This window comes from Litoribrevibacter euphylliae, assembly GCF_042646085.1.
Classification (GTDB): domain Bacteria; phylum Pseudomonadota; class Gammaproteobacteria; order Pseudomonadales; family Litoribrevibacteraceae; genus Litoribrevibacter; species Litoribrevibacter euphylliae.
The window spans coordinates 65967-79771 of record NZ_JBHRSZ010000006.1; the positions used below are offsets into that span (position 1 = coordinate 65967).

At 45.2% G+C, this 13805-nt stretch carries 12 protein-coding genes; 4 read left to right on the plus strand and 8 right to left on the minus strand.

Annotated features, from left to right (window positions below; genetic code table 11):
• Positions 1-14: 14 nt before the first annotated feature.
• The 5 genes from pcnB to dksA all read right to left on the minus strand — a co-directional run bounded on the left by pcnB (position 15) and on the right by dksA (position 8334).
• Positions 15-1445 carry a polynucleotide adenylyltransferase PcnB gene (pcnB, locus tag ACFOEK_RS14260; protein WP_449280226.1) on the minus strand — a complete coding sequence of 477 codons (1431 nt, stop codon included), beginning with the start codon at positions 1443-1445 and terminating at the stop codon, positions 15-17.
• Positions 1446-2182: 737 nt separating this feature from the next.
• The gene (locus ACFOEK_RS14265; protein WP_386722092.1) at positions 2183-3562 is read right to left on the minus strand and encodes a sigma-54-dependent transcriptional regulator; all 1380 of its coding nucleotides are present in this window, start codon (positions 3560-3562) and stop codon (positions 2183-2185) included.
• 52 nt (positions 3563-3614) lie between these two features.
• Positions 3615-6599 (minus strand): ATP-binding protein, encoded by a 2985-nt coding sequence (locus ACFOEK_RS14270; RefSeq protein ID WP_386722094.1) that lies wholly within the window; start codon positions 6597-6599, stop codon positions 3615-3617.
• Between the two features lie 316 nt (positions 6600-6915).
• Positions 6916-7782 (minus strand): tRNA glutamyl-Q(34) synthetase GluQRS, encoded by an 867-nt coding sequence (gluQRS, locus tag ACFOEK_RS14275; protein ID WP_386722096.1) that lies wholly within the window; start codon positions 7780-7782, stop codon positions 6916-6918.
• Positions 7783-7902: 120 nt separating this feature from the next.
• A complete protein-coding gene (gene dksA / locus ACFOEK_RS14280) occupies positions 7903-8334 on the minus strand; it encodes an RNA polymerase-binding protein DksA (protein WP_386722098.1) in 432 nt (143 codons plus the stop codon).
• Between the two features lie 228 nt (positions 8335-8562).
• Between dksA and sfsA the strand changes: the two genes are divergently transcribed.
• On the plus strand, positions 8563-9264 hold the full coding sequence (sfsA, locus tag ACFOEK_RS14285) for a DNA/RNA nuclease SfsA (RefSeq protein WP_386722100.1): 702 nt from the start codon (positions 8563-8565) through the stop codon (positions 9262-9264).
• Between the two features lie 36 nt (positions 9265-9300).
• Here sfsA and ACFOEK_RS14290 read toward each other — a convergent pair whose 3' ends face one another.
• Positions 9301-9621: a Rieske (2Fe-2S) protein gene (locus ACFOEK_RS14290; protein WP_386722102.1), complete on the minus strand. Its 321-nt coding sequence runs from the start codon at positions 9619-9621 to the stop codon at positions 9301-9303.
• A gap of 77 nt (positions 9622-9698) precedes the next feature.
• Here ACFOEK_RS14290 and ACFOEK_RS14295 point away from each other — a divergent pair, with 77 nt between their 5' ends.
• Entirely contained in the window at positions 9699-10091 is a 393-nt protein-coding gene (locus tag ACFOEK_RS14295; protein WP_386722104.1) for a DUF4124 domain-containing protein, read from the plus strand.
• 69 nt (positions 10092-10160) lie between these two features.
• On the opposite strand, the gene ACFOEK_RS14300 is transcribed toward ACFOEK_RS14295, so the two are convergent.
• Together ACFOEK_RS14300 and ACFOEK_RS14305 are read right to left on the minus strand one after the other, a co-directional pair.
• Entirely contained in the window at positions 10161-10952 is a 792-nt protein-coding gene (locus tag ACFOEK_RS14300; RefSeq protein ID WP_386722106.1) for a DUF2059 domain-containing protein, read from the minus strand.
• A 368-nt stretch (positions 10953-11320) separates the two neighbouring features.
• Complete coding sequence (locus ACFOEK_RS14305) at positions 11321-12085, minus strand: cyclic nucleotide-binding domain-containing protein (protein ID WP_386722108.1); 765 nt, start codon at positions 12083-12085, stop codon at positions 11321-11323.
• 359 nt (positions 12086-12444) lie between these two features.
• Between ACFOEK_RS14305 and ACFOEK_RS14310 the strand changes: the two genes are divergently transcribed.
• Positions 12445-12843: a response regulator transcription factor gene (locus ACFOEK_RS14310; protein WP_386722110.1), complete on the plus strand. Its 399-nt coding sequence runs from the start codon at positions 12445-12447 to the stop codon at positions 12841-12843.
• Between the two features lie 54 nt (positions 12844-12897).
• Positions 12898-13800, plus strand: coding sequence for a CYTH domain-containing protein (locus ACFOEK_RS14315; RefSeq protein WP_386722112.1), 903 nt, complete (start codon positions 12898-12900; stop codon positions 13798-13800).
• Positions 13801-13805 lie beyond the last annotated feature (5 nt).

The following is a 13805-nucleotide window of genomic DNA, read 5'->3' on the forward strand; positions in this document are numbered from 1 at the left end:
CTAAACTTCTGTGCTTAGTCGGAACTCTTTGGTGCTGAGTCTTTTGGCTTACGTGAACGTGAGCGGTTTTTATAGCGATTGTTGGATGGTTTGCCGGATGGACGCTTTCCTCGGCGTGGGTGACCCGCTTTGCTCGCCATTTTCTGCTTGGCATTGTCATCGCTGTTTTGGAAATCTGTCCACCAAACACCTAAACCGTCCAGATTTTCACCTGCTTGTTCTCTTAGCAGGATAAAGTCATAGGCGGCTCTGAATCTAGGGTGGTCCAGTAACTGGAAGGCTTTTTTACCGTTACGTCGTTGCAGGCGCAGCTGTAAATCCCAGATCTCTTTGATAGCGGTCGAGAAGCGTTTTGGAATTGCAGTGACTTTGACTTGCTGATCTAGTACCAATTGAGCGGCTTTCGTCAAGGCCGGTACTGGCGGCATGAAGGCTTTCTGTTCTTCCCAGTGTTGCTGGACTTTCGGCCATAAGAAGGCTGCAAACAAAAAGATTGGAGTAACTGGCTTATCTTCTGCAATGCGCTTGTCGGTGTTTTGGCAAGTACAAAGAATTAAGCGTTCAATAAATCCAGGTTCGTCTTCATTGAGCAGTTCATCTGCTTCAGGAAAGATAAAGCGGAACAACTGGTGTTCTCTTAGTAGGCGGAACGACTGTTCGGCGTGGCCTGATTGAAATAGCTTCAATGCTTCGTCGAATAAACGGGCGGATGGAATATTAAGCAGTAACTTGCCCATCTCTGGAATCGGCGCTTGTGTGGCTTCTTCAATGTCGAAGTCCAGTTTCGCCGCGAAACGCACGGCTCTTAACATGCGCACAGGATCTTCCTGATAACGGACGCTAGGTTCGCCAATCATGCGAAGCGTACGATTTTCGATGTCTTTTAGGCCTTGCCCATAATCATGAATTGAAAAGTCGGAAATCGAGTAATACAGCGCATTGGCAGTAAAGTCGCGACGTGCCGCATCTTCTTCAACTGTACCGTAGACGTTATCTCGCAATAGCATACCAGTATTGCTGGTAGCTGATTTATGCTGACCTTTGATTTGTGCAACGGGTTTGGTGTCTTCCGGATGATTTGCTCGGAAGGTGGCTACTTCGATAATTTCGCGCCCGAAGTGAACGTGTACTAAACGAAAGCGGCGGCCAATTAAGCGAGAGTTGCGAAACAGTTTATGAACTTGCTCGGGATGCGCATTGGTCGCGATATCAAAATCTTTCGGATTATGATTGAGTAAAATGTCGCGAATGCATCCGCCTACCAGATAGGCTTCGAAACCTGCACTTTCCAGGCGATAAAGAACTTTAAGAGCATTGTTGCTGATCTGTTTTCGAGAGACAGGGTGTTTATCTCTGCTGACAATCACTGGCTCAGCATTATTGAATGCGGTGTCAGTGTTACGATTCAGAAAATGTTTGACGCGTTTCTTGATGCCCTTAAACACCATAATGACAGGTAACTTCTTTTAGTAGCGTTAATGGAGTAGTTGCGTGAAGTTGCAAGCTTTGGAATGTGATTGGAGTGTACATGAGCAAGAAATGTAACACAAAGAAAATGATAAAGCAGACAGGCAGTTATTATTCTTTTTGGTGCCTGTATCTCCAAACTATTGTGGGATTTGTAACAAATCAAAGGGCTTCCTGCCCACCACAACTCTATAACGTGTCCTCATTAGAGGTCGCTTGAGAGCGTTTATAGAAGCTTTCCTGCCCCGGTTGTTATTTTTATTGTTGGGGCTAAATCACACCTGTTTTTATTTTTATTGTTGGTGTTTGAAAGTACTTATAACAACGCATGTGCAGTGCCAGATTGTGAAAATCATTTAAAAACAATGTCTTAGTTGTTTTGTGCAGGAAAATGGAACGGAGAGTTTCTGAGGTGTGTTACGAAAAATTACTTTTGGGTGTTAAGTAAGGTAACACTTTGGTTGGGTAACAAACGACGGTAACGTGAGTAATATTTGTTTTTCATGCGCTCATGGCTGCGTGTGTCCATGGCTGCGTGTGCCCATGGCTGCGTGTGCCCATGGTTATGTGTACCCAAAGCTGTCATGTATCTAGCGGTTTGAGGTGCTAGCTCTAGGCTAAGGTGATGTAGGAATGGGTGTAGGAACAGATGAGAGCGAAATAAAATGCCCCTTACAAAGAAGGGGCACTGAAAGAATAAACGGTAATAAATGACTTAGGACTTTTTGCGTCTTGGAATGCCCAAGCGTTGTCTGCGTTCCCAAAGGCTTTTACGGCTGATGCCTAGAGCTTTAGCCAACTCGGTTTCGCTCATTCGATCTTGATTCTCGAGAACAAACTTCTGGAAATAATCTTCTAAAGACAGACCTTCTTGTGAATCACTTGTCTCTTGAGTGACAGGGGCCGCGCTAGAAGCCGCTTGTATGCCGCTTTCTATTGGTTGGGCATCCAGCTCTAAAGACAGGATTTCTGCGGTGATGATGTCGTCTTCACACATGATGACAGAACGTTCAATGGCGTTCTGAAGCTCACGCACGTTACCTGGCCAGTTGTATTGGCTTATGGCGTCAATGGCATCGGCGGATAACTGAACTTCCTCGCAGCCCACTTTTTCGCAATGCAGTTTCAAAAGCTCTTTTGCCAATTCAATAACATCGCCTTCACGTTCACGAAGCGGCGGAAGTTTCAGGGATACAACGTTCAAGCGGTAATACAGATCCTCACGGAACTGGCCTTCACTGACCATGCGTTTGAGATCTCTGTGAGTTGCTGCAATCAGTCGAACATCGACTTTTTTAGACTGCACAGAACCGACGCGACGAATTTCCCCTTCTTGTAAAACCCGAAGCAAGCGAGCTTGCGCTTCTAACGGCAGTTCACCAATCTCATCAAGGAATAGGGTGCCACCGTCCGCGGCTTCAACCAAACCGTTGCGCGCTGCTGTTGCACCGGTAAACGCGCCTTTTTCGTGACCAAACAGTTCGGATTCAATCAGAGTTTCAGGAATGGCCGCGCAGTTTACTGAAATCATCGGAGCGTTGGCTCGTTTACTGTGTTCATGAATGGAACGAGCGGCCAACTCTTTACCGGTACCAGATTCTCCAAGAATTAATACCGTTGTGTCCGTTGGCGATACTTTTTGCAGACGTTTAAAGAACGTCTGCATCGGTGCGCAGGAGCCAATAATTTGAGTCGGAGAATTGTTTGAGTTTGCTTGAGGTGTCGGGCTGGCTTTTTGAGATACGTGTGGACGATTCAGAATATCGGCAACCGATTTAAGCATTTCTTCATGATCGAAAGGCTTGGCGATGTAATCAACGGCACCCATCTTCATCGAATCTACTGCAGAGCGCAGGCTGGCGTAGCTGGTCATAATCAGTACGGGCACGCCAGGTGATTGTTTGATTAAGTCGGTACCAGGAGCACCAGGAAGACGAAGGTCACTGATGATTAAGCTGTAATCGGATAGGTCATAGGAATCTGTCGCTTCCTGAACAGAGCCTGCGTCATCCACTTGGTAACCGTTACGCTCAAGTAATCGCTTCAATGCCGAGCGAATAATACCTTCATCTTCTACAATCAAAATTCGTTTCATGGATGTCCCTTAAAGCCGCGTTATTAACGCCGAAAAAACCGTGGTACTCATGCTATTCAGATGCTTCAGGTCGTTCTGGATCATCGTCATTATCATTATTATGGCGTGGTATAGTAATCGCAAACCGTGATCCTTTTCCAGTCTCTGGGTTTGCAGGGCTATCGACCTGGATGTTGCCATGGTGTTCTTCGATGATGCTGTAGACCATTGCCAACCCTAGTCCGGTGCCATCTCCGGGTTCTTTGGTGGTAAAGAAGGGGTCGAAAATCTGATCCAGTTTATCTTCTGGAATGCCGTGCCCTTCGTCGATAACTTCGATGGTACAGGATTGTTCCCCTGCGATTGATCGTACTACCACACTGGTTCCGTCAGGCGAGGCATCGCGTGCGTTGCCTACGAGGTTAACGAACACTTGCACCAGTCGTTGAGCATCGCCAATTACTTCCAATTCAGGATCGCAATGGTTAATGAATTCGACATAGCGCTGATTCTTTTGGCTTAACGTCAGCAGGTTGATAGCTTCATTAATGCACTGGTTGATATGCACCGGGGTTAAGGTGCGATCTGATTTGTGCGTTCCTGCATGAGCAAAACTTACCAGAGTTTGAACGATGTTCGAGACGCGTTTGGTTTGCTCGATGATTTGTTCGGCCATATCTTTCAATTCCGGGTTGTCTGACTCGTACTTAATGTCTTGAGCGAGACAGTTAATGCCGGTAATTGGGTTGCCAATTTCATGAGCAACCCCCGCTGCAAAACGACCGATGGAAGCCAGTCGTTCGCTGTGAATAAGTTCTTCTTCCAGCAATTGAGTTTCGGTCAGATCTTCAATCAGAATCACAATACTGCCGGTGTACGGTGAGTCGATTTGCCGATCACGGAAAATCACCGCTTTATGGAGGTTGAACCAATGGTTGCGGCCGCCAAATTCCACCGTTTTCTTGTGGTGATGAGTTGATTCATCTTCGGTGAAGGTCTGAAGCACATCGCCCCATGGGTCAGGAACGGTACTGATGTGTGCACCAACAATGTCTCGTTCGTCGACTTCGGTCAGTTCAGCAATGGCGCGGTTCCACATTAGGATTTCACCGTCACCACCGATGGAGCAGACTCCCATAGGAAGGTTTTGAAGTGTCATCCTGTGGTAGCGACGCAGGCTATCTAGCTCAGCAGCCAAACCGGTCATTTGCTGGTTGTAGTTCTCGATGCGACTCTCGATGAAGTGAATATCATCTAACGCGCCCCCCACTGGGGTTTCTTTGTATGGAATGTTTCTGTCGAGAATACTCTTCGCTAATACAGGCCCCATTAAGCCGGATAAGTTGGCTTCTAACTGATCTCGTAATCGACGTAATGCGTAAGGGCGATCTTCGTGCAGTGGCAGTTGCAGATCCAGTAGGGCTCGGTCGACTTCCCGAGTAGCGGTCTTGCTGCCAAGGGGTTTGGCTAAGCGTTCACGAAACTCTTCTGCACTTAAAATATCCAGCTGGCGACGTTGTGGCGTTGTCAGTGTGTCCACGGCACAGGCTTGCGCTGTGGCTTGTTCGTCTTCGTTGGTTTCAGTCACTACGCTGACGATAATAAACAAGGTGACATTCACAACGGTGGCACCAAGGGCAATCAAATAGCCCGATTGCTGACCGGCGAAATTGTACGTGAAGTCGTAGAAGTCGAGCACAGAATGGCCTGAAATCAGTGGTACTAAGATACCTATGATCCAAACCACAATGCCACCGACTAAGCCAGAGAGGAAGCCTTGTCGATTGCCGGTTGGCCAGAATAATAAGCCCATCACGCCGGGCAGGAATTGCAGGGTGGCGACAAAGGCGGCTAACCCGAGATCGCTGAGGTTTTGATCGGTTCCTACCCCCAGATATAAGAAATATGAGGCCGTCACAATGGCAATGATTAATATCCGACGAATCCACAGCACATTCTTGTATATGTTGATGCCTTCACGAATCGGTAGGGATGGCAGAATGAGGTGATTCAAACACATGGCGGAGAGTGCTAGCGTCACCACAATAATTAAGCCACTGGCGGCGGCCAAACCACCAATAAAGGTCAGGATGGTTAACCATTCATTGCCTTGATGCAGTCCCACCGTCAGCGTAAAGTAGCTCGGGGAATACCGAAGGCCAAGCTTTAAACCGGCCCACAGAATAATCGGAATCGGCAAACTCATGATGAGCAGTAAGACTGGCATGCCCCAGCTGGCGGTGTTCAGCGCTCGGCGGTTCATGTTCTCAGTGAAGGTCATATAGAACATGTGCGGCATTACGATGGCGCTGGCGAAGAACATTAACAGTAACGCGTGCCACGGTCCTTCGTTCAGTGTGGTGTGCATGGTGCTGAGTAAGTCTTTGTTGGAGGCCAACCAATCTTCCATATCACTTGGGCCATCAAAGACATAAAAAATACCATAGAAACCAACGGCTAAGATGGCGATCATTTTAATGATGGATTCGAAGGCAATGGCGACCACAAACCCTTCGTGTTGATTTCGGGTTGAGGTGTGTCGGGTGCCGAAAATGACTGCGAACACAATCATTAGTAAACAGAAGCTGATGCCAACAATCTGAGCCGGTTGCTCGTTGTTGGTCATAATAAGAACGGTATCGACCACCGTTTTAATTTGCAGAACGAGCAGCGGCAGTACGCCAATGGTCATAAAGCCTGTGGTCAGAATCCCCGCCCAGGAACTGCGATATCGGAACGCGAATAAATCGGCCAGAGAACTCAGTTGGTAGGATTTAGTCAGTTTTAAAATGGGCTGTAATAGCACAGGAGCCAACATGAAGGCTCCGGCAATACCGAGATAAAAGGCGAGAAAGCCAAAGCCGTATTCGTAGGCAAGCCCGACGCTGCCGTAAAAGGCCCAGGAGCTGGTGTAAATCCCTAACGAGAGAACATAGGTCAGAGGATGAGAAATCAGTTTTCTTGGAAACCAGCCTTTATCGGTGATAAAGGCGATACCAAAAAGAACAATCAGATAACCAATAGCAATAAAGCTGATCGACGTGAGGTCAAAAGTCATCTTCACCTCGCTGTCGGCTTAGCCAGAAAGAGAGCAGGATGACAAAGAACCAAATGATATAAGGGCGATACCATGCCCCGTCTGGCTCTAACCACCAGTTCATGATAATAGGCGAGAAGACGTAAATGCCTAATACCATCAAAAACAACAATCGATAGACGTACATTCGAGGTTATCCAAAACCGTTTTTATTCTTAAATACCAACAAAGGCTAAGCCTATCATTGGCTTGGGGATAAATCCTCAAAACAATGAAAAATTCTCTTCTATTTCTTGAGGTTGTTGCAGATGTATCGGCTTCTTTCTTTGAGTGATGCTTAGTGGTTTTGCTGAATGGTTTGAGCTTTGATGCAATCAGGGCGCTTTGCTTTCCATTGTTCACAGCCAAATTTTAGGAATTCATCTAGATCACTCGTCTCTGGAATGGGGATCGCAAGATAATGGAAGACTTGTTTGAGATTCGCCAACGCATGTGTGTCGTCGATGGCAGGAGCAAAGTTCTGTTTGCTGAGTTTTTGGCCATTATCTCCGACGATGACCGGGAAGTGTCCGAATACGGGCGGTTGGTAGCCTAAAGCTTGATATAAAATTAACTGCTTGGGGGTGGAATCCAATAAGTCATGGCCGCGGATTACATGACTAATATGTTGCTCATGGTCATCAACGACTACAGCCAGTTGATAGGCAAAGAGTTGATCCCGACGTTTTACCACAAAGTGGCCATCCTGCCCCTGCTGAATTCCTTGATATAAGTCTTGATACGAAAAGTCTGCAGGTTTGGCTCTCAATGCATAAGGTGCTTTCGGATCTAAGGGCTGAATGCATTGGTCGGGGTGTGGCAATGTGTGGAGATGTTGCTCGTTAAATTGCGTCAGTTGTTTTCGAGAGCATTGGCACGGATAGATATCGCCCTGAGATAGAAGTTGATCTATGGCCGTTTGGTAAGCTTCATGTTGCTGACTTTGATAGAGCACGTCACCATCCCAATAAAGGTGATGGGCTTCTAATGTGTTGAGAATTGCGTGCGCTGCACCTGGTTGTTCTCTCGGTGGGTCAATGTCCTCAATCCGAACGAGCCATTGCCCATCATGCGCTTTTGCATCGAAATAACTAATGACTGCGGCAAGCAGGGAACCCATATGAAGCGGGCCAGTGGGTGAGGGTGCAAAACGACCGATGTACATAAGATCAGAAGTACATGAATTGACGGTGCTGAAAAAAATAGGAGTTAGAAGTGGTCCGAAAGCAGTGAATGAGTTCAGACCACTCTGTACGGATAACTAATGCAAAAATGACAGGGCGAATTAAAGGCCGGTTGTCTTTTCTTTTAGTTCCGCAAGGGTTTTACAGTCGATACACAAGGTCGCTGTAGGACGAGCTTCAAGACGGCGAATACCAATCTCAATACCGCATGCATCACAGTAGCCGTAATCGTCTTTCTCGATCAGCTCAAGAGTCTTCTCGATTTTCTTGATCAGCTTACGCTCACGGTCACGAGTGCGAAGCTCTAAGCTGAACTCTTCTTCCTGAGTAGCTCGATCACTTGGGTCTGCGTAATTCTCTGCTTCATTCTGCATGTGGTGCACAGTGCGATCAACTTCTTCCATCAACTGCTGTTTCCAGTTGTTAAGGATTTGAGTGAAGTGCTCACGCTGAGCTTCATTCATGTACTCTTCATCCTTCTTCATTTCATAAGGAGTGAAGGTTGATAGCAGCTTCTCTTGGTTCTCTGGCATATAGGTGCCTCTTTAACTACCCATCCTGACTTATATTGTTATCTGGCCTGGGAATACTGCTTCCCCGTCCAAGCTGGGAGACATTACCAGATAAATTTCTTTTATGCCATACTCTTCGTGCTTCGAAGCAGATCAAGCGGTTACGGCTTGATTTCAGGGTCTTTAAAACACTTAGGAGTCACTTCTCTGAGTTGCTCCAATTTCAGGCTAATAGGTAAGTATAGCTCAATGAAATATTCTAGTAAGTTACAATCCGGTCGCTGGTTAAAACGTTATAAACGCTTCTTTTTGGATGTTGAGACGGAAGAGGGTGTTCTAACCATTCATTGTCCGAACACGGGTTCAATGAAAAACTGTGGCGCGGAAGGTGATCTCGTTTGGTATTCGCTATCGGATAATCCAAAACGCAAATTACCAGGGACCTCTGAAATCGTACAAGTGGCGTCAGGGCATAAAATAGGCATCAACACTCACTTGGCCAATAAGCTCATTAAAGAAGCGGTTGAGAATAAGGTGATTTCAGAGCTAACAGATTTCTCTCATTGGAAATCCGAAGTGAAGGTCGGGAACAGTCGTATTGACCTTCGAGGTCAAAATGACGCCGGTGAATTTTGCTATGTCGAAGTGAAAAGCATGACCTTACTGGAAAGTGATGGATTAGGCTGTTTCCCGGATGCGGTCACCGAGCGAGGACAAAAACACCTCAAAGAGCTGACCGAATTGGTTCAATCGGGTGTACATGCGGCGCTGGTGTTTTGCGTCCAACATACGGGCATTGAACGGGCTGCTCCTGCAGATCATATTGACCCGGAATATGGTCGTTTATTGCGTGAAGCAATAAAAGCCGGTGTAAAAGTGTTGGCTTATCAGGTGGAATTCACAGAAGACAGTGCCGAGATTGTCAAAGGATTGCCTCTCGAAGTGTCTTGATGCTCAGATAAAACATCATTGTTCATCTGTAAAATCTTAGTCATCCAAATAAATGCCATCTTCTTCAATGTGGATGGCGATCTCCTGAAGCTTCTGCCCGTTGCATGGGCCACTGATACATAACCCGCTTTCGATGCTAAAGAGAGCACCGTGCATGGCGCATTGAATCAAAGTCTCTGTGCTGTCCAGAAATTGGTCTGGTTGCCATTCTAAGTTCACGCCCAGATGTGGACAGTAATTCTTATAGCCATAGACATGATCCGACTTTTTCACCAGAAAAACCGATGTCTCGTCGTCTAACTCAAAGCCTTTACTTTGATTGTTTTCAAGTTCTGACAGTTTACAGAGATATTTCATACTTATTACGAATGGATGTCGAAAGAAGGGCGCAAGTATAACAAAGGACGAATCTCAAGATAAAAGGACTTGTCGAAATGAAATGTTATCAGCAATGGATGCTGTGCTTCTGCCTTTTAATACCTGCCTCTTTACCTGCTCAAATCTACACATGGGAAGATGAACGAGGTATCACTCACTTTACCAATCAGCCCTACAGTGTCCATCCCAATGCCAAAGTCGTAACTTTGGGTGTGATGAATTATATGCTTGCCGTAGATGCTGCGTCAGTGGATTGGAAGGCTCCCCCTCCAAAAGCTAAAGACAAGCCAAAGGTTTCGTTTTTGGATGAGGCGAAACAATGCAATGACTGGCGTATCGAGTTGGCTTCGTTAAGAACCAAGCTGAAAAAGGGCTACAGCTTAAAAGATGCGAAGGAACTCAAGAACAAAAAGTTGAAGCTTCGGGATCGGATTTGGGATGAGTGTTAGTCAAAGTTGATAATTGAGAAAACCGAACCAAGCCAGCAACTGAAAGTGGCTTGGTATCGGTTTTAATGATTAATTAAAACTATTAGCCGCGCTTGAAATTGCGGTGTTCATACCGTTAATCGAGGTTTGGTTGAGTTTTGATGCAGCAGGTGTTTTGTTGAATTCGATGTATTTTTTAATATCAGCTACAGAGAAGTCTTGGTAGGTATAAACTAAACCTAAAACAATCATCTGTTCAAGTTGTGGTTTCATTGCTGAAAGCTGGCTTGAGAATTGTTGACGATAAGCTTCAGTGTTGACAGGTTGATCTGGAGCTAAAGCGCTCGACATTGCTGCATATACGGCAACGGCAGTTGCTTCTTGAGAAGCTAAGGTTTTATCCAAAACTTTCATTTGATTAAGCATTTCCAGCGCAATTTGAACTCTTTCTTGGTTGCTCATTAACTGTTGGGCTTGTTGCATCATGGATTGCATTGCTTCTGGTGATGTTGCTTTTACTTCCGCATCCGTAATTTTCTTACCAAGAGCTGTGTCGTACCAGGAGAAGAGTTTCTTCGCATCTTCTTCCGTTAGCGCTGATTTCAAACTTTGTTTGACTGCGTCTTCAATTTTTGTTGGATGAAATGTGTTGTTTACAGTATCTGAAAGAGCAGTAAACACGTCGTCTGATACCGGTGTCCCTTGCGCGCGCGCTTGAGCTAGTCCGCCGATGATGGCTGCTGGCGTTTCTGCAATTTGCTGGGTTAATCCTGACATCTTCATGACTTTATCTAGCGATTCATTAGAAATAGCTGCGCCGAGAGTTAGGGATGACGCCATCATAAGTAGGATGAATGAAAAATAGAGCTTTAACTTGATCATTAATATTTTCCTAAAGGGATTGTTGAAACAGGGTGTAACTTATTTATCTTGGTATGAATTATGGAGGTCAGCTTTATATGGGCTGAGAAGCTGGGCATTAGAAAAGAAACGGTATAATCAATCAAGTCTTTATATGCTTAGGTGATTGCTAAAGTGGGGTTTAATGGTTTTTTCTATTGGTGAGGGCTTAGTAAAAAAAGCCCCTTCCAATGGAAGGGGCAAACCGTGATTAGCTTGATGAGGAGATAGAAACCAATGAGTGTGTTGTTCGTTGATTTCTGCCTCTAATAATAATCATTCTCATCTCTATGTCAACTAAATAATAATGATTATCATTTGTTTTTTTTGAAATTAGTTATTTCTTCGTACTAAGAGGAGATCATTTCATTCATAGATTTGATCTTGCGAGCCATGCTTTCTATTAGGCTGACACAGGTTTTTGGGTGATACTGGATCAGGTTTACAAATTGATCCTTGGGAACGGCCAATACTTGGCATTCTTCAGAGGCCACGACACTGGCACTGCGTGGTGAGTTGGTAAACGCAGCCATAGCGCCGAATATTTCTTCGCTGTATATCTCTCCCACTTTTTTGTCTTTGATCATGACATCGGCATGGCCGGAGAGCATGGTATAAACTTCGGCAGATTCATCTCCTTCATGGATGATCACATCGCCTTGTTTAAATGTGAGAAAACCCGTTTGTGGTATGGAGTGAATCTGAGCCAATCGTGAGTAGGCGTCTTTAAAGAAGGTTGAGAGTATTAATAGATATTGTGCCCAATGGGGTTTGTTGGCAACGTGATCCGCAAATACTTGCTTATCGATAGCAATTACGGTGGCTGGGTCAGGGCTACATAGCTTGGGAGACGGAATATCTAAGGTGTTTTGCAGGCCAACCAGATCGCCTTCTTCGTAATAAAAAACGACTCGATCGTTACTTTCAACTTGAATGGTACCTGACTGAAGGTAAAAGAGTGTATTGGTATCACAATCTTGATAGAGATCTTCAATGTGATTGAGTTGTCGCGGCGTTAAGTCGTTGATTAATCCAGAAACCAGGTATTTACTGAGCTCTTTCAATCGAGCGGCCATCTTTTCGATGTGGTCTGGGTGTTCACCAAGTAATAGCATTAGGTGGTTCGCCTTAGTTTAAGGAACTTATGATTGAAATTTTGTTGTGTAGTTTAAGCTGTCTAAAGTATAGCTAAAAGAGATGGTCTCGGAACCATTGAGTTTCAGACCTTGAACACAGTCTCTAAAGGCGGCATTTTCTATTCAAGTAATGAAATGTTACCACGCGAGTCAGGTCTCATTTTTAAGTATGAGTTTAACTTTATTATTGTTCCTCTGTTCCTTAAAGTAATAGCTTCTTAAAGCAATGGTTCCTTTAAGCCATTTAGGTGTTTTTCTGTGGGGTTCTCTGTTATCTATACTAGAGTGAGATGATGGAGTTTAACTTCCCACCCGCTTAATTTAGGACACAAGCAACTATGAGCATAAGTCGTTTCCCCCTCGGTAGTAAATCTCAGTCACCCTATTACGGGAAGACTATTTTGGTAGTCGACGACAGCGAGATCTCTCGTGTGATGTTAAAGACGATGATAGAGGCTATCAGTGGTAGTCTTGATGTATATGAGGCCAAAGATGGCTTGGAGGCCATAAAAATGGTCGAACAGCATAAGCCGGATTTGATTACGTTGGATGAGGAAATGCCTGGAAAAAATGGCTTGGAGACAGTGCCTGAATTATTAAAAATTAACCCTGAGAGCCGTATCGTGTTAATCACGGCCCATGGTGAAGAAAATGTAAAAGAAAAAGTTAAAGCGTTGTCCATAGAATACCTTGCTAAGCCGATTACTGAGGCAAAAGTAATCAATTTACTGAGTTAGCTTTTGAGCTGTTCATTGCAATAAGCCTGCTGTATTTAGGAAGTCCTGAAGTTAATGTCACACGAGTTAGAATTAAAATTAGAGCTGAGTGAAGAAACCGTCACTCAGTTTCTTAATCTTGATTGGTTTCATTCACATCCCGCCTGTGAGCGTCGATCCGATAAAGTCTTAGAGAATATTTACTTTGATACGCCGGAGCTACTTCTACTTAACGCGAGAACAGCGCTCCGAATACGAAAGTCTGGGAATGAGTATTTACAAACCTTAAAAACCAAAGGCACCTCGGTTGGCGGCTTGCATCAACGGGGCGAGTGGGAGCATAAAATAGGTGAATGTTCGTCTAGCGATCTCTCTAGCTCACCAAGCCTTCAGCCCGACCTTTTCCCACAGGATGTTTGGCCATGCGATCTCGATGTGAATCGATTAGTGCCTGTGTTTGAGACAAACTTTACGCGTTCGGTCTGGATGTGGACGTCGTCCAAAGGCTCACGTATTGAGGTTGTGCTGGATCGTGGGAAGGTCGTCTCCAATGGTCAGACAACCCCGTTGACAGAAATAGAATTGGAGTTACTCGACGGATCGCCTGATTGTGTGTTTGATTTAGCGGAAGCTTTGAGTAAGTCCATTCCACTGCTGGTCTCTGATGTTACCAAAGCTCAGCGGGGCTTTGAGCTTTATCATCCCGGCGTTTGGCAAGTGAAGTTGCTTCAATTAACTGAAAAATCCAACGGCTCAGAGAAATTAGAGTGGGTGATTCAGCAGCTGATGTTTTCTTCAACACAGCCGGTATCAGATCAACTGCCAAAGGTATTAGAAGGTTTGGTTAATGCCGGTGTATTGAAGGAAATGGATGTTAACCCTTGGTTATTGTTTGGCGATGTCAGTACACTAAACCCTCTATTGAAAGGTCAATGGTTGTTACGCTTAGCGCGATATGCTTGGCTGCATGCGCAATAAAATTG

What these genes read in the sequence shown, in the direction of transcription:
- gluQRS (WP_386722096.1), bottom strand. Translation starts at nt 7,782, where the DNA reads ATGTACATCGGTCGTTTTGCACCCTCACCCACTGGCCCGCTTCATATG.
- sfsA (WP_386722100.1), top strand. Translation starts at nt 8,563, where the DNA reads ATGAAATATTCTAGTAAGTTACAATCCGGTCGCTGGTTAAAACGTTAT.
- ACFOEK_RS14290 (WP_386722102.1), bottom strand. Translation starts at nt 9,621, where the DNA reads ATGAAATATCTCTGTAAACTGTCAGAACTTGAAAACAATCAAAGTAAA.
- ACFOEK_RS14310 (WP_386722110.1), top strand. Translation starts at nt 12,445, where the DNA reads ATGAGCATAAGTCGTTTCCCCCTCGGTAGTAAATCTCAGTCACCCTAT.
- ACFOEK_RS14295 (WP_386722104.1), top strand. Translation starts at nt 9,699, where the DNA reads ATGAAATGTTATCAGCAATGGATGCTGTGCTTCTGCCTTTTAATACCT.
- ACFOEK_RS14305 (WP_386722108.1), bottom strand. Translation starts at nt 12,085, where the DNA reads ATGCTATTACTTGGTGAACACCCAGACCACATCGAAAAGATGGCCGCT.
- ACFOEK_RS14265 (WP_386722092.1), bottom strand. Translation starts at nt 3,562, where the DNA reads ATGAAACGAATTTTGATTGTAGAAGATGAAGGTATTATTCGCTCGGCA.
- dksA (WP_386722098.1), bottom strand. Translation starts at nt 8,334, where the DNA reads ATGCCAGAGAACCAAGAGAAGCTGCTATCAACCTTCACTCCTTATGAA.
- ACFOEK_RS14300 (WP_386722106.1), bottom strand. Translation starts at nt 10,952, where the DNA reads ATGATCAAGTTAAAGCTCTATTTTTCATTCATCCTACTTATGATGGCG.
- ACFOEK_RS14270 (WP_386722094.1), bottom strand. Translation starts at nt 6,599, where the DNA reads ATGACTTTTGACCTCACGTCGATCAGCTTTATTGCTATTGGTTATCTG.
- ACFOEK_RS14315 (WP_386722112.1), top strand. Translation starts at nt 12,898, where the DNA reads ATGTCACACGAGTTAGAATTAAAATTAGAGCTGAGTGAAGAAACCGTC.